General features: G+C 71.1%; 18 protein-coding genes, 1 pseudogene and 1 riboswitch. Of the genes and pseudogenes, 11 read left to right on the top strand and 8 right to left on the bottom strand.

Annotation, left to right across the window (positions count from 1 at the left end):
* Positions 1 to 99: 99 nt before the first annotated feature.
* Positions 100 to 750: a TetR family transcriptional regulator gene (locus U5640_RS09595; protein WP_340375375.1), complete on the bottom strand. Its 651-nt coding sequence runs from the start codon at positions 748 to 750 to the stop codon at positions 100 to 102.
* 208 nt (positions 751 to 958) lie between these two features.
* On the opposite strand from U5640_RS09595, the gene U5640_RS09600 reads away from it, so the two are divergent.
* From U5640_RS09600 to U5640_RS09610, 3 genes are all read left to right on the top strand, one after another.
* Complete coding sequence (locus tag U5640_RS09600; protein ID WP_067247206.1) at positions 959 to 1,405, top strand: Fur family transcriptional regulator; 447 nt, start codon at positions 959 to 961, stop codon at positions 1,403 to 1,405.
* Positions 1,406 to 1,432: 27 nt separating this feature from the next.
* Positions 1,433 to 3,619, top strand: a complete 2,187-nt coding sequence (gene katG / locus U5640_RS09605) for a catalase/peroxidase HPI (RefSeq protein ID WP_340375376.1) — start codon at positions 1,433 to 1,435, stop codon at positions 3,617 to 3,619.
* Positions 3,620 to 3,984: 365 nt separating this feature from the next.
* A complete protein-coding gene (locus U5640_RS09610; RefSeq protein WP_340375377.1) occupies positions 3,985 to 4,581 on the top strand; it encodes a histidine phosphatase family protein in 597 nt (198 codons plus the stop codon).
* 46 nt (positions 4,582 to 4,627) lie between these two features.
* Here U5640_RS09610 and U5640_RS09615 read toward each other — a convergent pair whose 3' ends face one another.
* The 4 genes from U5640_RS09615 to U5640_RS09630 all read right to left on the bottom strand — a co-directional run bounded on the left by U5640_RS09615 (position 4,628) and on the right by U5640_RS09630 (position 8,254).
* Positions 4,628 to 5,380 carry a CbtA family protein gene (locus U5640_RS09615; RefSeq protein WP_340375378.1) on the bottom strand — a complete coding sequence of 251 codons (753 nt, stop codon included), beginning with the start codon at positions 5,378 to 5,380 and terminating at the stop codon, positions 4,628 to 4,630.
* Positions 5,381 to 5,399: 19 nt separating this feature from the next.
* On the bottom strand, positions 5,400 to 5,621 hold the full coding sequence (locus tag U5640_RS09620; protein ID WP_055632059.1) for a CbtB-domain containing protein: 222 nt from the start codon (positions 5,619 to 5,621) through the stop codon (positions 5,400 to 5,402).
* A 36-nt stretch (positions 5,622 to 5,657) separates the two neighbouring features.
* Positions 5,658 to 5,815: riboswitch (cobalamin riboswitch) on the bottom strand.
* Positions 5,816 to 6,351: 536 nt separating this feature from the next.
* On the bottom strand, positions 6,352 to 8,013 hold the full coding sequence (locus U5640_RS09625; protein ID WP_340375379.1) for a hypothetical protein: 1,662 nt from the start codon (positions 8,011 to 8,013) through the stop codon (positions 6,352 to 6,354).
* Between the two features lie 34 nt (positions 8,014 to 8,047).
* Positions 8,048 to 8,254 (bottom strand): hypothetical protein, encoded by a 207-nt coding sequence (locus U5640_RS09630; protein ID WP_340375380.1) that lies wholly within the window; start codon positions 8,252 to 8,254, stop codon positions 8,048 to 8,050.
* Between the two features lie 594 nt (positions 8,255 to 8,848).
* Here U5640_RS09630 and U5640_RS09635 point away from each other — a divergent pair.
* The 8 genes and pseudogenes from U5640_RS09635 (at position 8,849) to U5640_RS09670 (ending at position 16,110) form a co-directional block, all read left to right on the top strand.
* Positions 8,849 to 9,193, top strand: coding sequence for a hypothetical protein (locus tag U5640_RS09635; protein ID WP_340375381.1), 345 nt, complete (start codon positions 8,849 to 8,851; stop codon positions 9,191 to 9,193).
* Positions 9,194 to 9,225: 32 nt separating this feature from the next.
* The gene (locus tag U5640_RS09640) at positions 9,226 to 10,368 is read left to right on the top strand and encodes an EcsC family protein (RefSeq protein WP_340375382.1); all 1,143 of its coding nucleotides are present in this window, start codon (positions 9,226 to 9,228) and stop codon (positions 10,366 to 10,368) included.
* A 472-nt stretch (positions 10,369 to 10,840) separates the two neighbouring features.
* Positions 10,841 to 11,111: pseudogene (aspA, locus tag U5640_RS09645) on the top strand (aspartate ammonia-lyase); the annotation flags it as partial.
* A gap of 17 nt (positions 11,112 to 11,128) precedes the next feature.
* A complete protein-coding gene (locus U5640_RS09650) occupies positions 11,129 to 12,577 on the top strand; it encodes a four-carbon acid sugar kinase family protein (RefSeq protein WP_340375383.1) in 1,449 nt (482 codons plus the stop codon).
* Positions 12,577 to 13,440 (top strand): class II fructose-bisphosphate aldolase, encoded by an 864-nt coding sequence (locus tag U5640_RS09655; RefSeq protein WP_340375384.1) that lies wholly within the window; start codon positions 12,577 to 12,579, stop codon positions 13,438 to 13,440. The genes U5640_RS09650 and U5640_RS09655 overlap by 1 nt, the downstream gene beginning before the upstream one ends.
* Before the next feature lie 99 nt (positions 13,441 to 13,539).
* On the top strand, positions 13,540 to 14,289 hold the full coding sequence (locus tag U5640_RS09660) for an aspartate/glutamate racemase family protein (RefSeq protein WP_340375385.1): 750 nt from the start codon (positions 13,540 to 13,542) through the stop codon (positions 14,287 to 14,289).
* Between the two features lie 189 nt (positions 14,290 to 14,478).
* Positions 14,479 to 15,291, top strand: coding sequence for a 2-oxo-tetronate isomerase (otnI, locus tag U5640_RS09665; protein ID WP_340375386.1), 813 nt, complete (start codon positions 14,479 to 14,481; stop codon positions 15,289 to 15,291).
* 465 nt (positions 15,292 to 15,756) lie between these two features.
* A complete protein-coding gene (locus U5640_RS09670) occupies positions 15,757 to 16,110 on the top strand; it encodes a cupin domain-containing protein (RefSeq protein ID WP_340375387.1) in 354 nt (117 codons plus the stop codon).
* A gap of 74 nt (positions 16,111 to 16,184) precedes the next feature.
* Here U5640_RS09670 and U5640_RS09675 read toward each other — a convergent pair whose 3' ends face one another.
* Genes U5640_RS09675 through U5640_RS09685 form a run of 3 tightly spaced genes read right to left on the bottom strand, consistent with a single transcriptional unit; the run spans position 16,185 to position 19,943 of the window.
* Positions 16,185 to 17,168 carry a D-2-hydroxyacid dehydrogenase gene (locus tag U5640_RS09675; protein WP_340375388.1) on the bottom strand — a complete coding sequence of 328 codons (984 nt, stop codon included), beginning with the start codon at positions 17,166 to 17,168 and terminating at the stop codon, positions 16,185 to 16,187.
* 1 nt (position 17,169) lies between these two features.
* Positions 17,170 to 18,621, bottom strand: coding sequence for an NAD-dependent succinate-semialdehyde dehydrogenase (locus tag U5640_RS09680; protein ID WP_340375389.1), 1,452 nt, complete (start codon positions 18,619 to 18,621; stop codon positions 17,170 to 17,172).
* Between the two features lie 41 nt (positions 18,622 to 18,662).
* Positions 18,663 to 19,943 (bottom strand): FAD-binding oxidoreductase, encoded by a 1,281-nt coding sequence (locus U5640_RS09685; RefSeq protein ID WP_340375390.1) that lies wholly within the window; start codon positions 19,941 to 19,943, stop codon positions 18,663 to 18,665.
* Between the last annotated feature and the right edge of the window lie 279 nt (positions 19,944 to 20,222).

Below are 20,222 nucleotides of genomic sequence, written 5' to 3' on the forward strand. Positions count from 1 at the left end.
CCCGGAAACGCCGAAGGGGCCCTCCGGGGAGGACCCCTTCATCGAGTGCGGCAGGTGCCGGTCGCGAGCGAAGGCGCACCCGCGGCCGCCCACGCGCCCCTAGTCCGGAAAGTCGGGCTCCACGGGCGGCACGTCCGGCGTGACCGCCTCGACCACCGCGCCCGCGCGGTCCGCCGGCACCCCGGCCGCGATGAGCGTGACCACGGCCACCCGGGTGCCGTCGTCCTCCAGCGCGCCGGTGTTGACCTGCTCCAGCAGGGCGAAGTGCATGGCCTCCAGGGCCGCGCTGAGCACGGCGGGCGGGAGCTGCGCGTGGAAGACCCCTTCACGCCCGCCGCGCTCCAGGATGGACGTGACCTCCTCCCGGGCGGGCGCCAGGATCTCGGCGACGCGCTCCATGCCGAGATCACGCCGGGCGAGCGCGAGCAGCAGCCGGTAGCGGTCGCCGACGGGCCAGATGCACCGCATGAAGTGGGCGAGCGCCCGCTCGGCCGGCTCCTCCGGCCACCGGGCGGTCTCCAGCACCCCGCGCAGCGTCTCGGACGCCTCCTCCGCGAGCGCCTCCAGCAGCGCGGCCCGCCCGGGGAAGTGCCCGAACAGGGTGCGCCGTACGACACCGGAGGCGCGCGCCAGCTCCTCCAGGGTGACGTCGGGGTTCCGGCCGAGCTCCCGGCGGGCCGTGGCCAGGATGCGCGCCCGGTTGGACCGCGAATTACGGCGCTGCGGCTCGCGGGCCACGGGCTTGGTCACGGGGCACCTCGGTGATCGGCGGCGACGACGGGACGCCCATTCTGGCACGGTCCCCACCCGCCCCACCGGCCCCGTCCGGCCCGGTGGAACCCGCACCCGCAGGCCCCGTACGCCACCATAGCGGGACGAAGCGGTCCCGACGCGACACACCAAACTTGTTTCGATCGCTTTCTTGAACTCTTCGTGTTTAGCCGGGTAGGTTGTCCCCATGACCACGCCCCAGCCCCGAACCGTCGCCGAAGAGCTGCGCGGTGCCGGCCTGCGGGTGACGGCCGCACGCGTCGCACTGCTGGAGACCGTCCGCGGCGGCGACCACCTCGACGTCGAGACGATCGCCTCCGGCGTGCGCGACCGCGTCGGCCACATCTCCGTACAGGCCGTGTACGAGGCGCTGCACGCGCTGACCGCGGCCGGACTCGTCCGCCGTATCGAGCCGCCGGGCAGCCCCGCGCGGTTCGAGGGGCGCGTCGGGGACAACCACCACCACCTCGTGTGCCGCTCGTGCGGCGTCGTCGCCGACGTCGACTGCGCGGTCGGTCACGCCCCCTGTCTCACCGCGTCCGACGACCGAGGCTTCTCGATCGACGAGGCCGAGGTCATCTACTGGGGCCTGTGCCCCGCCTGTTCCACCGCCGGTACCGCAGCAGCACCCTGATGTCCCCCTTCGGAAGGAATACCCCCTATGTCCGAGAACCCCTCGTCCGAGGCGAAGTGCCCCGTCGCCCACGACCGTGCGGCACACCCCACCCAGGGCGGCGGCAACCGCCAGTGGTGGCCCGAGCGCCTCAACCTGAAGATCCTCGCCAAGAACCCGGCGGTGGCGAACCCGCTCGGTGAGGACTTCGACTACGCGGAGGCGTTCAAGAACCTCGACCTGGCGGCCGTCAAACAGGACATCGCCACGGTACTGACGGAGTCCCAGGACTGGTGGCCGGCCGACTTCGGCAACTACGGCCCGCTGATGATCCGTATGGCCTGGCACAGCGCCGGCACCTACCGCATCTCCGACGGCCGCGGCGGCGCCGGCGCCGGTCAGCAGCGCTTCGCGCCGCTGAACAGCTGGCCGGACAACGGCAACCTGGACAAGGCCCGCCGTCTGCTGTGGCCGGTGAAGAAGAAGTACGGCCAGGCGCTGTCCTGGGCCGACCTGATGGTCCTGGCCGGCAACGTGGCCCTGGAGCAGATGGGCTTCGAGACCTTCGGCTTCGGCGGCGGCCGCGCCGACGTCTGGGAGGCCGAGGAGGACGTCTACTGGGGTCCCGAGAAGGTCTGGCTGGACGACCAGCGCTACACCGGCGACCGCGACCTGGAGAGCCCGCTCGGCGCCGTCCAGATGGGCCTCATCTACGTCAACCCCGAGGGCCCCAACGGCAACCCGGACCCGGTCGCCGCGGCCCGCGACATCCGTGAGACGTTCCGCCGCATGGCGATGAACGACGAGGAGACCGTCGCCCTCATCGCCGGTGGTCACACCTTCGGCAAGACCCACGGCGCCGGCCCGGCGGACAACGTGGGCGCCGAGCCCGAGGCCGCGCCGATCGAGGCGCAGGGCCTCGGCTGGGCCAGCACCTACGGCTCCGGCAAGGGCGGCGACGCCATCACCTCCGGCCTGGAGGTCACCTGGACCGCCACGCCGACCCAGTGGAGCAACGGGTTCTTCAAGAACCTCTTCGAGTACGAGTACGAGCTGACCGAGTCCCCGGCCGGCGCCAAGCAGTGGGTCGCCAAGAACGCCGAGGCGATCATCCCCGACGCGCACGACGCGTCGAAGAAGCACCTGCCGACCATGCTCACCACCGACCTGTCGCTGCGCTTCGACCCGGTCTACGAGCAGATCTCGCGCCGCTTCTACGAGAACCCGGCCGAGTTCGCCGACGCGTTCGCCCGCGCCTGGTACAAGCTGACCCACCGTGACATGGGCCCGAAGTCCCTGTACCTCGGCCCGGAGGTGCCCGAGGAGACCCTGCTCTGGCAGGACCCGCTGCCGGCGGCCGAGGGCGAGCCGATCGACGCGGCCGACGTCACGGCCCTCAAGGCCAAGCTGCTCGCCTCCGGTCTGACCGTCTCCGAGCTGGTCTCCACCGCCTGGGCGTCCGCCTCCACCTTCCGCGGCAGCGACAAGCGCGGCGGTGCCAACGGCGCCCGGATCCGCCTGGAGCCGCAGCGCTCCTGGGAGGCCAACGACCCCGACCAGCTGCGTCACGTCCTCAGCGTCATCGAGGGCGTCCAGGCCGAGTTCAACACCGGTGCCAAGAAGGTCTCCGTGGCCGACCTGATCGTCCTCGGCGGTGCCGCCGCGGTCGAGAAGGCCGCCAAGGACGCTGGCTTCGACGTGGAGGTCCCCTTCACGCCGGGCCGTGTCGACGCGACCGACGAGCACACGGACGCCGAGTCGTTCGCCGCGCTGGAGCCGACCTGGGACGGCTTCCGCAACTACACCGGCAAGGGCACCCGCCTGCCGGCCGAGTACCTGCTGCTCGACAAGGCGAACCTGCTCACCCTGAGCGCCCCCGAGATGACGGTCCTCGTCGGCGGTCTGCGCGTCCTCGGCGCCAACAGCGGCGGGTCCAAGCACGGTGTGTTCACCGACACCCCGGGCGTCCTGACCAACGACTTCTTCGTCAACCTGCTCGAGCTGGGCACGACCTGGAAGTCCACCTCGGAGGACCAGCACACCTTCGAGGGCCGTGACGACGCGGGCAACCTCAAGTGGACCGGCACCCGCGCCGACCTCGTCTTCGGCTCCAACTCCGAGCTGCGCGCCCTCGCCGAGGTCTACGCGGGCGACGACGCGAAGGAGAAGTTCGTGAAGGACTTCGTCGCGGCCTGGGCCAAGGTCTCGGACCTGGACCGGTTCGACCTGGTCTGACCCTGAACCGACCCTGAACTGAGCGAGGGCGCCCGGGCCTGCCCCGGGCGCCCTTCGCGTTCAGCTCCGGGGTCCTGGGGCAGCACCGGTTGGGGACCGGCCCCGTCGAGCGGCGTGCCGTCGAGCGGCGTGCCGTCGGCGGTGGTGGCGGGGAGAACGGCCGCCTTGCCGAAGACGGGGTCGATCTCGGCCCACGACAGCACGGCGTGGTGGCCGTCCGCCCCGTGCACGCCGATCCGGGCCGGCCGTCGGGCCGTGGTAGCTTGCCGAAGCCACCGTCACCCGGGCCGCCCCCTGCGGACCGCCCGCACCTACGCTTCCTGGGCACGCTCCCGACCGCACGGACCGCACCCCCAAGGAGCCTCGTGACCAGCCGTGTCAGCTTCGTCCCGCCCGCGATGAACGACTCCCTGCGCCGGGCCCGCTTCGACGACGGTGGCTCGCTGGACGCGGGCGGCCTGGCCCGGGCGCGGGCCGCCGCCGGGTCGCTGCCCGCCGCCGTACGGGTGGTGCTCTCCCCGAGTGTGCGCTGCCGGGAGACGGCGGCCGCCCTCGGGCTGGACGGGGTGGAGGAAGGGGACCTGGCGGGCCTGGACGTGGGGCGATGGCGGGGCCTGACCCTCGCCGAGGTCGGCGCCGCCGAGCCGCAGGAGGTGGGCCGCTGGCTCGCCGACCCCGACGCGGCACCGCACGGCGGGGAGTCGGTGGCGGACCTGTGCGCGCGGGTGGAGCGCTGGCTGCGGACGGCGGCCGGGACGGCCGGGCACACGGTCGCGGTGGTCGAGCCGGAGATCGTACGGGCCGTGGCGGTGCGGGTGTTGGGGGCGCCGACGGCGGCGTTCTGGCGGCTCGACGTGCCCCCGCTGGGCGTCACCTCGGTCAGCGGGCGGGACGGCCGCTGGAACCTGCGGCTCGGACAGCCGCCGGCCCCGGCGGGCGAACAGGGCGACGACCACGCATGACAGGGCCCCCGGACGATCCGGGGGCCCTGGTGTCATGACGGTCGGCTCACTGCGGGACGGTCATCGCCGCCCGCGCCGAGGCCTTCACGGGCCTGGGGTTCAGGAGCCGTTCGGCCAGTTCGCCGAAGAGGAGGCCGAAGGCCGTCCACAGGGTGATCTGGAGGGCCAGGGTGGACAGGCGGAACCGCCACAGCAGGGTGGCCGGGAAGTCCGCCGGGACTTCGTTGACCGCGGGCAGGAACGCGTACGCCAGACCGATCAGGGTGACGAAGCCGAGCACGGCGACGACGGTGGCGTACCAGGTGCCGAGCCTCGGCGCGAGGCGCTTGCCGGCGATCACCGCGGCGATCGCGAGGAGCACGCCGAGCAGCATCATCAGGAAGAACAGGGTGGTGCGTTTGGCGATCGTGTCGTGGTCGCCGACCGCGGGCGGGTTGGCCGGGTACTTCAGGAACGGCACGACGTACACGGCCAGCAGCGCGGCCCCCGACAGCAGCAGCGCCGTGGCCCGCGGGCCGAATCGGCCGACCCGGCCGAGGGCGAAGCAGTAGGCGAGGGCGGCGATGCCGCCGAAGGCGACGCCGTAGACCAGGACGCCGGTGGCGAGACCTGCGGTGGACTGCAGGGAACGGGAGACGAGTTCGACCTCGTGCTCGTGGGCGTGGGACTCCTCGAAGCCGATGGCGCTGTCGACGTTCGGCTCGCCCAGGAAGTAGGCGACGACGAGGGCGAGCACGCCGGCCGCGAGGCCGGCGAGCATGCCCCGCACCAGAAGGTTTCGCACGGTTGCGGAATTCATGGTGGTGCGGCGCCCCTCGTCAGTGGCAGGGGAAGCCGAGCAAGTGGCGGGCGTCGTGCACCCACTCGTGGACTCCCTCGCCGGAGACGACGGAGGTGGCGCCCTGCTCGGCGCCGACGAAGTACAGCAGGACCAGCATGAGGATGCCGAAGAAGACCGCCCACGGAGCGATGTCCTTGAGCGGCAGCTTGGCGGGAACGGCGGGTGCGGCGGTGGTCGGCTGGGCGACGTGCTGCGCCATGGGCAGGGCCTCCTCTGGGAGTTCGCGTCCCATCTCGGTGGTGCACAGGACGACGGCCCCGGGTCTGACTCGCGGTCCGCTCCCGCTGCGGGGAGCGCACCGTTCACAGTGGCGCGACCGTGCCGGATTTCCACCGGCTTCCGTGTTTCCGTCGTCGATATCAGAGTGAAGGTACCGTGCCCCGCGGAACTGGCCAAGAGCGCATGGTCCGACGTGATCGGACTCTCCCCGCCCCCGACGGCCGCGCGGCCGGCCGCTCCGGGGCCGCTTGATCGTCTTCATGGTGCAGTGCGAAGTGACGTTCCTGATCCGCGGGATGGTCATGACCGGGCTGGACACCTCCGTCGCCCTCGGCCGTGAGACGGCGTCGGGGGCGGGGACGGGCCGCCTGCCACGACCGGGGCCGGCCCGGTGCGCCGCTGCGCCGCTGCGCGCGAACGGGAGCGCCGGCCGGTCGGCCGCGATGGCCGCCACGGTCCCCTCTGTGGCCGCACCGATCAGTCCGCGGGCGCTGCGCGCCGCCTACGACCGTGTGCCAGGCGCAGGTGCTCAGCCTGACCGATCCCGAAGCCTTCGGGCGGACTACCGGCGTCTGCTGACCAGGCCGGGAGACACCACGGGTTGCCGCTGGCGGCTCTGCCCGGTGGGTGCCCCCGGCCGGGACAGGGCACTGCGGCGGGAAGTCGACGAATGCCTTCCGGGGGGCTTCGTCGCACCGCTGCGTCGGGAGTCAGGGCCTGCCGCCGACGATGGTGGCTAGGGCTGTTACTGCGCTTCGGGTCCAGGCGTACTGGGCTTGGGCGCGTGTTGCCCGGTCGTCGCAGGCCGGGTATCCGAAGGCTCCCGTTGTGTTCTGCTGTGCGATGAGGAAGGAGATGGCGTCCTGGGTGATGCGGTGACGGCCCCACCCGTCCTGGGCAAGGCTGCGGATGGCGGCTGCGATCTGGCCGAGGTGGTACGTCTCTCTGGCTTCGCGCAGGGAGACGGCGGCCTGAAGCGGGTAGAGAGGCTGTTCGTGCGGCACAGCCTGACGGGGGACGGCGGCGGTTGACGGGCCGAGGAGACCGAGGTCGACAAGCCGGTGCACATTGTCGTAGATGTCGGCAGGGACCATGTCGAGTGAGCTGACCACATCGGCTGTGGCCTTGAGGAAGTGTTCCAAGGACGGACAGCCGACTCCCGCTGTGCGGAGGGCCAGGGCGAACTCTCCCGCGACTTCCATGCCCTGTTCCTGCCAGAGGGCCGGGGCCGAGTCGGCCAGGCGCGCCGCGTAGTGCTCGAGCGCCGGCCGGGCGAGGTGGTGTTCCCGGATTGCGGCGGCCCCGACAGCAGCGGCCGCGACACCGGGAAGCCCCACGCGCGGGTCTTTCATCATGCTTTCGTCGCACAGCCACAGGACAGCGCGCCTGAGGGGCGCTTCCAGAGGGACATCCGCAGTCGGCAGATCCGGGCGTGGCTTGGCGGGCCGTCGGGGGCTTCGCTCGAGAAGGCCGGCCAGGGCGGCGACGATGGTGGTGTGGTACCCCTCCGCCCAGTGGCGGAACTCGTCATCCCCACTGTCCAGTCCGGGGTGGATGATGCCTTCGGGCCCGTTCACCCGCCCGTTGTCCTCCTGGACGGATTCCAGGAACCGCCATGCCCGGTCTGCCGCTGGGGAGTCGGTGATGCCGAGGCAGTACAGGCAGCACAACAACTCCCCGGCCAGGTCGGCGTTCGCACGGGCCTCGGCCAGCACGAGGAGCGCTTCGAGGAGTTCGACGGCCTCGCCCGGGCTGTAGCCGCGGGGCCATACAGGCTCACGCAGACCGAAGTCCGTGACGTAGAACAGCGTGTGCGTGATGGCGTAGACGTCGCGGTCGCCCAGCTTGAGGACGTTCGGGCGTCGGCACAGAACGGTGAAGGGCAGAACCTCGTCCATGGAGGACAGGTCGTTTTCGATCCCGCACAGGTACAGGGTGTGGAGCAGATCCAGCTGCCGATAGGGCACTCGCTCGAACGCGGCCGCGTATCCGCCGCCCGAGGCCTGCTGGACAATCCGCCGGAATTCCGGGTCTTCACGACCGCAGAGCCGCAGTGCCGCGTATGTCCCTGCATACAGCAGGAGGGCAGCTTCGTCCCGCGCAATCATTTCCCGGTAAGAGGGCTGCCGGGCGACGTCCTCGACCTGTTCGAGAACGGCCGCATAGCCACCGGTAAGAGGTGCACCATCAAGGCGTGCACGCAATCCCACCAGAAAGGCCGTCTCGATCAGAGCTTTGCGGGTGAACAGTACTTGGTCCGGCTGGGATTTGCGCGGGTCCAACATGGCCCGGCGCGCAGCGAGCCAGGCAACGGCCCGGTCCTCCACCGCGCGCCTTCGAGATGACCGGACGCCGGGTTCTTCTGTTTCCACCGTTTTCCTCCCGGCAGTCACCTTGTTCGGCAGATCAGCCTTCTGCAGGCACCGAGACGTCGGCTACTTCGTTGGCGACGACCAGGACGTAGCGTTCCCAGGCGAGCACATAGCCTGCGACATCGTCCAGCTGGCTGACCTGACCGACCACGCGCTCCAGGGGAACACTGAGGTCGACCAGCCCACTGGTCCTGAGGAAATCCAGCGCTTTACGCGCATCAACCGACGGTGGACAGGACATGACGAACCTCCTGCTCGAAGTCCAGCATTTCCCTTCTACTGTCGTCCAATTCACCATGGCAGCGGAATATGCGAGCGGAAACTCATACATTCACACTTGCCCTGCGCGACTGCCGTTCGGCCTCAGGACGACCGACGCTGCCGTACCGTCGACGACCGGCCTGAGAGCATCCTCACCGCACCATGAGGGCGCTCGCTTCGCCCACCGCCCTGACGTGGCAGGCGTAAATCGGTCCGGGCGCACCGCAGGCCGCTCGGGTCCGGGCGGGCGGACAGAGCCCGGCCCAGCGGGTCGAGCGGGATCAACTCCGGTTCCGGGTGTGCGAGGTGAGCGCGACGAACCGGGACGAGCCCGAAGGCCGCCGAACACAGCCGGTGCACGTCCTCCGTCGGGCACCGACACCAACACCGACCGTTCGAAAGTACGTTGACCGCGTGAACGCGCAAACTCCTGCCGATCGCCCGCATCCCCGTCTACTGTGACGGCTGCGTCGCCCTCTGTGCCGAGGCGAGGGGCGGCGCGGCAGGATGCAGAAGGGGGCGCGTCCACCAGGGGGTCGGCGGGAACGCGTGCCGAGAGCAGAGGAGCGGGGCAGTGACTCACGAGCTCGTCGACGGCGGCTTCCGCATCGAGCGCGGCACCGGCAGGCGAAGCATGGGGGAGGCCCACCTGGCCGATGACGTGCGCGCTCCTGAGGAAGCCTCCGACGCTACGGTCTCCGTCACGACGAGCCTCCGCCGAGGTACCGGGGTGCGCATCGGCACCGGCAGCGACGGCGACGATCCGCCCCACCCGGCGACGGCGTACCGAGGCGGCGAGTCGCTGCGCGACCTCGTCGAGGAGGCGCCCCGGCTGCCGGGCTCCCGGGCCGCCGCCACCGGCACCCGGATCGCCGCCGCCCGCCCCCAGGACGTCGTCCGTCCAAGCCACCCCGCCTGACAGCTCGTCCAGAGACAGGAGCTCCACGGACCATGAGCGACCCGCAGTACCGGCAGCAGCCCGATGGGCTTCCCTCGACCTACGAGCTCGAGGCATGGCGTGCCCTGCAGCAGTTCAGGGGCCGCCCGCTGTCACGAGCGATGACCAACGCCGGCGAGCACGTTGCCAACGGCGTCGCGCATCTCGGCAAGCAGGCGGCGAAGCAACTGGAGAAGCGCCCGCGGGCCCGGTCGGCGGTCTCGCGGGGACAGCAGTTCGTTGCCAAGGGCGCTCAGAAGATCGGCGCGGGGGCTCGCGGAACCGTCGACGCCCTGCCGGACTGGAGCGGTACGGCCGTTCAGTCCGTACGGCAGACCCTGGGGCGTGTCTCGCGAGCGGGGCTCTCCTCCAAGCGCGTGGTGGCGCTCCACAACAAGCGTGGGCACGAGGTCGAGTCGCTTCCCGACCTGCGTCGCCTCGACCTGGAGCTCGTCGATGCTGTCCGTGGACGGAGGGCAAGCTGGTACTACCCGGCCGCCGCGGCGCTCTCGGGAGCGGGCGCGGGGCTTGTGATCTCCGGAGGAGAGCTCGTCATCGCCGCATCCGCCGGCGCCGCGGCGGCGCCTTCGGGAGGCGCGATCGCAGGGGCGTTCGCCGCCGACACCGCTGCCGTCCTCGGACTCGCGTCCCGCGCCGTCGGCCAGGTCTCGCTGTTCTACGGTTACGACCCCGAAGAGCCTGCCGAGAAACTCTTCGTGATGTCAGTCGTCAACGTCGGGACGGCCAGTTCGGCCACCGCCAAGAACGCCGCGATGGCCGACATCTCGCGGCTGACCCAGGCGCTCTTCCGCGGCAAGACGTGGGAAGTCCTCAGCGAGTCGGTCGTCACCAAGGTCTCCCAGCAGTTCGCGAAGGCGTTCGGCTTCCGTCTCACCAAGAAGGGACTCGGCAAGGCCGTACCCGCGTTCGGGATCGTCGTGGGAGGCACCCTCAACTGGACCACCCTGGAAGGGATCGTCGACGCAGCCGAGATGGCCTACCGGCGGCGTTTTCTGCTGGAGAAGTACCCGCATCTCGCCGACGAGGAGGTCCCGGGACCGTTCCTCGGTGACGACCCCGACGTAGCGGACGACATCGACGAGGAGATCAGCGTGCTCGACGAGATCGTCGAGGCGGGCGGACCGGACCTCCACTGACCCTGGTGTCCCGGCGGTGGACGCCATCACGCGACCACCCGTCACGCCCGACGGCGAAGTACACGCGCACGTCCTCGGAGTCGCGTAGACGGTCGGACTGGGCGGTGGGCGCCGGGCCCCCGGCAGGAGGTGGCGGCTCATACCTTCGGGTATCCCCCGGACGGACACATGGCGAGCTCTTCGAGTTCTGCCGGATCCTTCAGGCGGGGTCCGTGTCGTCGGCCACGTATCCGCGCCGCTTGTCCATCACGTTGCGGCCGCCTTATAGGGCGACCTTATAAAGAACATCGGCATTGCGTCTTGGACGCGCTGCCCGGCCCGCTGCTGCAATCGGCCGTATGACGACGAACCCAGAACCACCGCATCACCCTCATCCCCGGTGACGACATCGGGACCGCAGGACCGATGTCCTGCCGCCCGTCCGGTTTCCGCCGTTCGGCCGCGCCTGCTGCAGGGCGGAGGAGAAGTCCTTCCGCGCGCGGGTCTGCACGAGATCAACCTGCCGCCGGTGCAGGCCGGCTCCAGCTGAACGCCTTCGAGCCGGTCGTCCTGCACTCCCTCACAAAGAGCATCACGCACCTGGCGCGCGCCTGCCTGCGCACATCGGCCACGAGGCGGCCACCGGCATCGCCAAGGAGGCCCTCGCCGCTGGACGCGGAGTCGCCGAACTCGTACGGGACAAGGGCCTCCTCCCCGCCGGCGCCCTCGCCCAGCTGCTCCGGTTCCCCCTCAACCACTCGTAACAGAGCAGGAATTCGCCATGTCTCTACCCCTTCATGCCCAGACGGGGCCCGTCCCCGAGGCAGCGGTGCTGGAAGGGCTGCCTCCGGTCCACGACGTGAGCGCCGCGGAAGTGGCCGCCCGCATATCCGGCGGCCCCCGTCTCGTCGTCCTCGACGACGATCCGACCGGCACCCAGACGGTCGCCGACGTGCCCGTCCTGACGTCCTGGACGGTGGACGACCTGCGCTGGGCGCTGCGCCAGGACAGCGCCGTCCTCTTCGTACTCACCAACACCCGCAGCCTGTCCCCCGAGGACGCGGCCGCCCGCAACCGCGAGGTCGTCCGCGCCCTGCACGCGGCCTCGTCGGCCGAGGGCACCGGCTACGTCCTGGCCAGCCGCGGGGACTCCACGCTTCGCGGTCACTTCCCGCTGGAGACCGATGTCCTCGCAGAGGAGCTGACGGAGCTGGGCGCAGGTGCTCCGGACGGCGTGGTAGTCGTCCCCGCCTACATCGAGGCGGGCCGGCTGACCGTCGGCTCCCGCCACTGGATGCGGACCGCCGACGGACTGCTCCCGGTCGGCGAGAGCGAGTTCGCCCGCGACGCCACCTTCGGCTACCGCAGCTCCTCGCTGCCCGAGTGGGTCGAGGAGAAGACGGGCGGACGCATCCCCGCGGACGAGGTTCTGCGCGTCACCCTCGACGACCTGCGCGGCGGCGGCCCGGCGCACACGGCGCGGCTGCTGTCCTCACTGCGCGGCGGACGTACGGCCGTGGTCGACGCGGTGTGCGACGACGATCTGCGGGTGCTGGCCCTGGCACTCGCGGAGGCGGAGGCGAACGGCACACGGCTGGTGTACCGGGTCGGGCCGTCCTTCGTCAGGGCCCGCGCCGGACAGGCTGCGCGGGCACCGCTCACCCCGGCCGAACTGCGCCCGCTGCGCGGCGACGCACCGCACGGTCTCATCGTCGTGGGATCTCATGTCGCGCTGACGACGCGGCAGTTGGACCGGCTGCGGGAGCGAGGTGGGATCGCCGAGTACGAGCTGGACGTGGCCCTGCTGCTCGACGAGGGGCGGCGTGACGCCCACATCGCCGAGGTCGCGGCCGCGGCCGCCGGCGCGCTGGACTCGGCCGACGCCGTGATCCGCACCTCTCGCGTGCCGGTGACGGGTGCCGACGCGGACGACAGTCTGGCGATCTCCCGCCGGGTCTCCGCCGCGCTCGTTCAGGCCGTGCGGCAGGTCAATGCCTCGCGGCGGCCCGCTTTCGTCCTCGCCAAGGGCGGGATCACCTCCAGCGACACCGCCACCCACGGCCTTCGGATCCGCCGTGCCTGGGCCCGGGGCACGCTGTTGCCGGGCATCGTCTCGCTCTGGGAGCCGGTGGACGGCCCCGCCGCCGGCATCCCCTACATCGTCTTCGCCGGGAACGTCGGGGGCTCCGACGCCCTTGCCGACGCCCTCGACCTGCTGAGGAGCGCCTGATGCTGCTGCACGGAACCGATGCCCTGAAGGAGGCCGCGGCCGCCGGTCACGCCCTGCCTGGCTTCGTCGCCTACAACCTGGAGACGGTCCAGGGCATCACGGCCGCCGCCGAGGCCGCCGGACGGCCGGTCATCATCCAGGCGGGCTCCAGCCCCTTCAAGCACGCCGGGCGCGACGCCCTGATGTCGCTGGCGCTGCACGCGGCCGGACACTGCGCCGCCCGCCTCGGGGTGCACCTCGACCACAGCCGGGACCTGGAGGAGATCACCGCCTGCCTGGAGGCGGGCTACACCTCTGTCATGGTCGACGGCTCCCACCTGCCGTTCACCGAGAACATCGCCTTGACGAAGGAGGCGGTCCGCCGGGCCCGCAGCCACGGCGCCTGGGTGGAGGCCGAGCTCGGTGCCCTGCCGGGCGACGAGGACGTCTCCACCGACGCCGTCGCGCAGACCGCGGCGATGACCGACCCGCAGCAGGCGGCCGACTTCGTGTCCGCGACGGGTGTGGACGCGCTCGCCGTCGCCGTCGGCAACGTCCACGGCTTCACCGAGCACCCGGTCCGCCTGGACCTGGAGCGGCTGGCCGCGATCCACGAGGCCGTACCGGTCCCGCTCGTCCTGCACGGCGCAAGCGGTCTGCCCGTCGAGGAGCTGCACGGCGCCCTCGCCCGAGGAGTCGCCAAGGTCAACGTCAACGCCGAACTGCGCCGCGCCTACTTGGAGGCCACCCGCGTGGCCCTCCCGTCCGCGTTGCCCGGCTCCGACGTCGTCTCCCTGTGGGCGGCCGGCCGTGACGCGGTCCGGGACGCCGCCCTGGATGTCATCAGCCGCCTGAGCCCCCACGCCGAAGGGGGAAACGCCTGACCTGAACTCGGCCCCGCTGACCTGGACCGTACCGCTTCGTCTCGTGCTCTCGTGCCGTCATCGGCACGCGGCCCGATACCTCACCCTGTTGGAGACACCTTGTCCACCACTGCCTCGATCGCCGTGTTGCACACCAGCCTGCTGTTCATCAACCCCGATTCGGTCATCAACGAGTACCTCGCGGAACTCGCGCCGGACGCCAAGGTCCTGCACTTCGTCGACAGCGACGTGCTCGCGGCCGTGGTGCGCGACGGTGAGGTCTCCCATGCCAGCACGCAGCGCATGGTGCACCTGGCCCAGGCCGCCGAGTCCGCAGGGGCCGCCGTCATCTTCTCCGCCTGTTCCTCGGTCGGTCCGGCCATCGACGTGGCCCGACGCCTGGTCTCCGTCCCGATCGTCAAGATCGACGACGCGATGACCGCGTCAGCAGTCGAGTCCGCTGACGCCGTCGGCGTCCTGGCCACGGTCCCCACGACGCTGCCGCCGACCCGTGCCCTCGTCGAGGAGAAGGCCCGGGCGGCCGGTCGCGAGATCACCGTCCGAGAACGGCTCTGCGAGGGCGCCTTCTCGGTGCTGATGTCCGGTGACCGCGACCGCCACGACGCGATGGTGCTGGACGGGGCACGGGCGCTGGCCACCGAGGTCGACGTGATCGTGCTGGCCCAGGCGTCCATGGCACGGCTGGCTCCCGCGATCGCCGAAGCCGTCGGCAAGCCCGTGCTCTCCAGCCCACGCAGCGGAGCGGAGGACGCGGTGCGTGTGCTGAACGAGCAGGCGTCTGAAGCTGTCCGTGCCACAGCCGGGGCCTTCGAGACCACGGAATGGCAGGGAGACTGCGGAGCCAGATAATGGCACCGCATCACTTCGGTCCGGCCTTGATGACGCGGTCCACGGTGCTGCGGTCTCTGCAGTGCGTGGCGTCGTGCCCGACCGGGCGCCCTCCGCCAGATCCCTTCCCTGCGGATGGCCGGCAACCCTCAAGAAGCAGGCCGTCAACCACTGCCCTTGGCCGTCCCCGGCCGGAACACAGGAGCCAGCATGCCGAGGTTCGCAGCGAACCTGTCCATGATGTACACCGAGCACGATTTCCTCGACCGCTTCGCCGCGGCCTCGGCTGACGGCTTCGAGGCCGTGGAGTACCTCTTCCCTTATGCGTACGACGCCGCCGAGCTGCGCCGCCGGCTCGACGACCACGGCCTGGAGCAGGTGCTCTTCAACGCCCCTCCTGGAGCGTGGGAGTCCGGAGAGCGCGGGACGGCGGCACTGCCCGGACGCGAGGCGGAGGTGCGTTCCGGGATCGACCGGGCGCTGGAGTACGCGGCGGCGCTGGGCTGCCCGCGGGTGCACCTGATGGCCGGGGTGGTCCGGCCGGACGCGCCACCGGTCGAGCGGGCCAAGCACCGTGACACCTACCTGACCAACCTGGCCTGGGCCGCGGAGCGGGCCGCCGCGGCCGGCGTCGACATCCTGATCGAGCCGATCAACGGCCGCGACATGCCCGGGTACTTCCTGAGCACCCAGGCCGAGGCGCACGCCGTGGTGCAGGAGGTGGGAGCCTCGCATCTCAAGGTGCAGCTCGACCTCTACCACTGCCGGATCGTCGAGGGCGACCTCACCGCGACCCTGCGCCGCGACCTGCCCACCGGCCGGGTCGGACATCTGCAGATCGCGGGCGTGCCCGACCGGCATGAGCCCGACCAGGGTGAGCTCAACGTCCGCCACCTGCTCGACGTGGTCGACGGGCTGGGCTTCGACGGGTGGATCGGCTGCGAGTACCGCCCCCGCGCCGGTACGAGCGAAGGTCTCCGCTGGCTCCACGACCACCGGAGTCGGCGAGGGAAAGACGCATGAGCGCCTCGTTCACGGGTGGCGTGGGCTTCCTGGGCGGACGGGGCGCCGCGGATCGGTCGCCACGGGCGCATCCAGCGGCACGGACGGTTGCGACTCCCCTTGGACCGATCGGAGCCGTGAATGCCCCTCCGGCCTCACGCCTGACACAACGTCCGAACATCGTGTCCGCGACGGACAGATCACGCGTGGGCTCCGTGCGGGGCGTCGGAAATACTCGAGGGGCCGGGGCAGTCGCACGCTCCACACCGCCGGTGCGGGCCGGTTCCAGCATCACGCCCGGCACGGTCGATCCGGTGCTTGCCGAGGCCGCCCGTCGGGTCGCCTGCGGTGATCGGCACGCCGTCACCCCCCACCCTGGCGGCGGAGGACGGACAGATGCGCGAGGAGTGGGGGCGGACTCGGCCCGGTGACGCCCGGTATGTCCGCTCCCGATGTTCGTCGTTGTCACATCCACTGAGGAAGAACATGTCGCTCCTGAAGACCATCGATCCCAACCCCTCCTTCGCACCCCAGGAGTCCGGCCCGCTGCCGGAGCGCCTGATTTCCGGCAACCCGACCTACAGGACCTGGGCCCAGGACGCCGCCCGCGGGGAAACGATCAAAACGGGCGTCTGGGAAGCCACGCCCGGCGAGACGCACTCGATCAAGGGCGAGCTCTTCGAGTTCTGCCACATCCTTTCCGGCGTCATCGAACTCACGCCGGAAGGCGGCGAGCCGGTGATCTACAAGGCGGGCGACAGCTTTGTCATGAAGCCGGGCTACGTCGGTGTCTGGAAGACCATCGAGACCGTGCGCAAGATCTACCTGACCGTTTCATAAGCGCTGCTCAGCGAGGCGGTACGGGGCGATGGGACCGGGCGGCCACCGCCCGGTCCCATCCGTGCTGCCCGCCTTCAGGCTGGGCGCGTGTCGTCGACCACGTATCCGCGCCGCTTGTCCACCACGTTGCGCAGCGGCCGGCCTTCGAGGTGGCGGGCGAAGTTGTCGAAGAACACCTCGATCAGCGCCTCCCGCTCACTGGTGGTCTCGCCCGCCGTGTGCGGGGAGATCATCACGCCGGGCATGTTCCACAGGGGAGACTGGGCAGGCAGCGGTTCCTGGGCGAACACGTCCAGGGCTGCGCCGGCGAGCCGTCCGGCGGCGAGGTGGTCGACCAGCGCCTCCTCGTCGACGAGTCCGCCACGGCCCACGTTGATCAGCCGCGCCCCCGGCTTCATGGCGGCGAGCACGGAGGCGTCGACCATGCCCCGGGTGTCCTCGGTGAGGGGTGCGGCCAGGACGACGTAGTCCGCTTCCGTCAGCGCACGGCGCAGGGTCCTCGCACCGTGGACCGTGCCGAAGTCGGGGTCGTCCGTGCGGGCCTCGCGGCCCGCGCCGCACACAGGCATCCCCACAGCGCGCAGCAGCCGGGCGATGGCCCGGCCGATCGGCCCCGTCCCCCAGACCAGCACGGTGCGTCCGGTGATGCCGTCGCTGGGGCGCGGACGCCACTCGCGGCGCCGCTGGTGCTCCCACGTACCGGGGAAGTCCTTGGCGAGGGCGAGGATCAGGGCCAGGACGTACTCGGCGGTCGGCTGCTCGTAGACCCCGCGGGCGTTGGTCAGGACAACGTGCGGGTCGTCCACCAGGGCGGGGAACAGGAAGGAGTCCACGCCCGCGGAGGACGCGTGGACCCAGCGGGGCGCCTTCTGCGGATCGTCGGGCCACGCCTCCCGGAGGGCCGGGGTGATGGTCACCCAGGCCAGGAGGACGTCGGCGCCGGGGAGGAGGTAGGGCAGTTCCTCCTCGGTCGCGTAGACGGTGTCGGCGAGGCTTTCGATGCGTGCGGTGGCGGGGGGCCGGTTGCCGCGGTAGAGGACGACGAGTCGCTCGCGCATGTCAGGCTCCGACGGGGACGGCCAGGTACTTGTACTCCAGGAACTCGTCGATGCCGACGCGTCCGCCCTCGCGGCCCAGGCCGGACTGCTTGACGCCGCCGAAGGGCGCGGCGGGGTTGGAGACCAGTCCGGTGTTGATGCCGATCATGCCGCTTTCGAGTCGTTCGGCCACCCGCAGGGCACGGTCGAGGTGCTGGGTGAACAGGTAGGCGGCCAGGCCGAATTCGGTGTCGTTGGCGGCGGCGACGGCCTCGTCCTCGGTCTCGAAGGTGCGGATCGCGGCGACGGGGCCGAAGATCTCGTTGTCGATGATCGCGGCGTCGGGGGCGATGCCGGTGAGGACGGTGGGCGGGTAGAAACAGCCCGGCCCTTCGGGCAGTTCACCGCCGGTCAGGACGGTGGCACCGCGCTTGACGGCGTCCTGCACCAGGTCGTGGGCCTTGCTGCGGCCGGCGGCGTCGATGAGGGGGCCGACGTCGGTGCCGGCTTCGGTGCCGGGCCCGACGGTGAGGGCGGCCATGCGGGCTGCGAGGCGGGAGGCGAACTCCTCGGCGACGGCGGTGTGGACGAGGATGCGGTTGGCCGCGCAGCAGGACTCGCCCATGTTGCGCATCTTGGCGACCATGGTGCCCTCGACGGCGGTGTCGAGGTCGGCGTCGTCGAAGACGATGAGAGGAGCGTTGCCGCCCAGTTCCATGGAGGTGCGGACGACGGTGTCGGCGCACTGGGCCAGCAGGACCCGCCCGACCTGGGTGGAGCCGGTGAAGGAGAGCTTGCGGATCTTCCCGCCGCGAAGGAGGGGTTCGACGACGCCGGCGGCGTCGGAGGTGGTGACGATGTTCAGCACACCGGCCGGCAGGCCCGCTTCGGTGAGGATCTCCGCCAGTGCGAGGCTGGTCAGGGGGGTCTGGGGGGCGGGTTTGAGGACGATGGTGCAGCCGGCGGCGACGGCGGGACCGATCTTGCGGGTGCCCATCGCCAGGGGGAAGTTCCAGGGGGTGATGAGCAGGCAGGGGCCGACGGGCTGACGGGTGACCAGCAGACGGTTCCTGCCGTCGGGGGCAACCATCATGCCGCCGTCGATACGCACGGCTTCCTCGGAGAACCAGCGGAAGAACTCCGCGCCGTAGGCCACTTCGGCACGCGCCTCGGCCAGGGGCTTGCCCATCTCCAGGGTCATCAGCAGCGCGAGGTCCTCGGTGCGCGCGACGATGATGTCGTAGGCGCGGCGCAGGATCTCGCTGCGCACGCGCGGCGGGGTGGCGGCCCAGGCGGCCTGCGCGGCGACCGCCGCATCGAGGGCACGCCGGCCGTCGGCGGGTGAGGCGTCGGCGACCTGGCACAGTTCCTCGCCGGTGGCCGGGTTGTCGACGGACAGGGTCCGGCCGGACTCCGCGTCCTGCCAATCGCCGCCGATGAACAGCTGCTTGGGAACATCACGGACGACAGTCATCGTGGGTGTCTCCTTGTGGGTGTAGAGGGGCTGCCGACCGGTCAGCGGATGCGGTCGAGCGTCTTGTAGTAGGCGCCCGCGAAGGGCAGGAACCAGGCGGTGCCGTTGTAGAGGGGGATGCGGGGCGGGGCGAGGTCGCGGACGGGGCTGACCTCGGGGTGGCCGTCCATCACCTCGGCCATGACCTGCCCCATGTGGGTGGCCATCTGGACGCCGTGGCCGGCGTATCCCATGGAGTAGTGGACGCCGTCCTCGGTCTGCCCGGCGTGCACGATGCGGTCCATGGCGAAGCCGACGGAGCCGCCCCACACGTACTCGATCCTGGTGCGGGAGAGCTGGGGGAAGATCTCGCACATCTCACGGAACAGGACGGCCCCGCTCTTCTTGTCCGAGGTGGGGTCGGACGGTGCGAAACGGGCGCGGCCGCCGAACAGCAGCCGGTTGTCCGGGGTGAGCCGGAAGTAGTGGCAGACCTTGTTGGAGTCGACGATGAGGCGGGCCTTGGGAATGATGTCCCGGGCGAGCTCCTCGCCGAGCGGCTCGGTGACGATGATGAAACTGCCCACGCAGACCTGCTGTCGGCGCAGCCACGGGAAGTTCTTGTCGGTGTAGGCGTCGGTGGCCATCATGACCTGCCCGGTACGGATGACGCCGCGCTCCGTGCTGACCTCGAACCGGCCGGCGGCGGTACGCCGCACGCCGATGGCCGCGTTGCGCTCGTGGATCTCGACACCGGTGCGCTCGCACGCCTCGGCCATACCGCGCACGAAGCGGCCGACGTGCAGGGCCGCGCTGAACGGGTCGAGCAGGCCGCCGTGGTAGGCGTCGGAGCCGATCTCGGAACGCAGCTCGGCCTTGCCGATCAGAGTGGTCTCGTGTCCGAAGTACTTGGCCAGGTCGCGCTGTTGGGCCTTCTTGCTCTCGAAGTGGGCGGGGCGGGACGCGACACCCAGGCGTCCGACGCGGCGGAACTGGCAGTCGATGGACTCCTCGTTCACGAGCCGCTCGACGGTGTCCACGGCCTCGCCGTAGGAGGTGTAGATCTCGCGGGCCCGTTCGAGTCCGTACCGGCGGATGGCCTGGCCCACGCCGATGGTGAAGCCCAGGTTGGCCATACCGCCGTTGCGGGCGGAGGCACCGGAGCCGATCTGGCCCTTCTCGAGGAGGGTGACGCGGGCGCCCTTGCGGGCGGAGTGCAGGGCGGTGGACAGACCCGTCAGGCCGGCGCCGACGACCACCAGGTCGGTGTCCTCGGTCAGCGGCTTGCCGGATCGGTCGGGAAACGCCCCGGCGGTTTCTATCCAGTAGGGAATCGTCTTCATCTCGGGTCCTTAGCGGGGGGTTTCGAAGGGGGCACGGCCGGGCAGCGCCAGGGGCCCGGCCGACGGCGATGTCAGCGGTGGCGAGGCCCGTGCCGGCGCAAGGCTCAGGTGACGGGTTCTGCGAGGAGGACGTTCTGGCCGTCCCGGTGGCCGCCGACTCTGCGAACGAGAGCGACCGATGAGGGGCGAGGACGCCAGGACGATGAGGAGCCCGCACCGCGCTGACGGCTGTGACGGCCGGGGCGACGTGTAAACGGCGGGCGTCGGAGACCAGGACCG

Source organism: Streptomyces sp. SS7 (assembly GCF_037993025.1).
GTDB lineage: Bacteria > Actinomycetota > Actinomycetes > Streptomycetales > Streptomycetaceae > Streptomyces.

Bases quoted from the DNA above. Each gene is read 5' to 3' on its own strand.
- U5640_RS09600 (WP_067247206.1), top strand. From the start codon at position 959: ATGACCACGCCCCAGCCCCGAACCGTCGCCGAAGAGCTGCGCGGTGCC.
- katG (WP_340375376.1), top strand. From the start codon at position 1,433: ATGTCCGAGAACCCCTCGTCCGAGGCGAAGTGCCCCGTCGCCCACGAC.
- U5640_RS09615 (WP_340375378.1), bottom strand. From the start codon at position 5,380: ATGAATTCCGCAACCGTGCGAAACCTTCTGGTGCGGGGCATGCTCGCC.
- U5640_RS09620 (WP_055632059.1), bottom strand. From the start codon at position 5,621: ATGGCGCAGCACGTCGCCCAGCCGACCACCGCCGCACCCGCCGTTCCC.
- U5640_RS09630 (WP_340375380.1), bottom strand. From the start codon at position 8,254: ATGTCCTGTCCACCGTCGGTTGATGCGCGTAAAGCGCTGGATTTCCTC.
- U5640_RS09640 (WP_340375382.1), top strand. From the start codon at position 9,226: ATGAGCGACCCGCAGTACCGGCAGCAGCCCGATGGGCTTCCCTCGACC.
- U5640_RS09650 (WP_340375383.1), top strand. From the start codon at position 11,129: ATGTCTCTACCCCTTCATGCCCAGACGGGGCCCGTCCCCGAGGCAGCG.
- U5640_RS09655 (WP_340375384.1), top strand. From the start codon at position 12,577: ATGCTGCTGCACGGAACCGATGCCCTGAAGGAGGCCGCGGCCGCCGGT.
- otnI (WP_340375386.1), top strand. From the start codon at position 14,479: ATGCCGAGGTTCGCAGCGAACCTGTCCATGATGTACACCGAGCACGAT.
- U5640_RS09670 (WP_340375387.1), top strand. From the start codon at position 15,757: ATGTCGCTCCTGAAGACCATCGATCCCAACCCCTCCTTCGCACCCCAG.
- U5640_RS09675 (WP_340375388.1), bottom strand. From the start codon at position 17,168: ATGCGCGAGCGACTCGTCGTCCTCTACCGCGGCAACCGGCCCCCCGCC.
- U5640_RS09680 (WP_340375389.1), bottom strand. From the start codon at position 18,621: ATGACTGTCGTCCGTGATGTTCCCAAGCAGCTGTTCATCGGCGGCGAT.
- U5640_RS09685 (WP_340375390.1), bottom strand. From the start codon at position 19,943: ATGAAGACGATTCCCTACTGGATAGAAACCGCCGGGGCGTTTCCCGAC.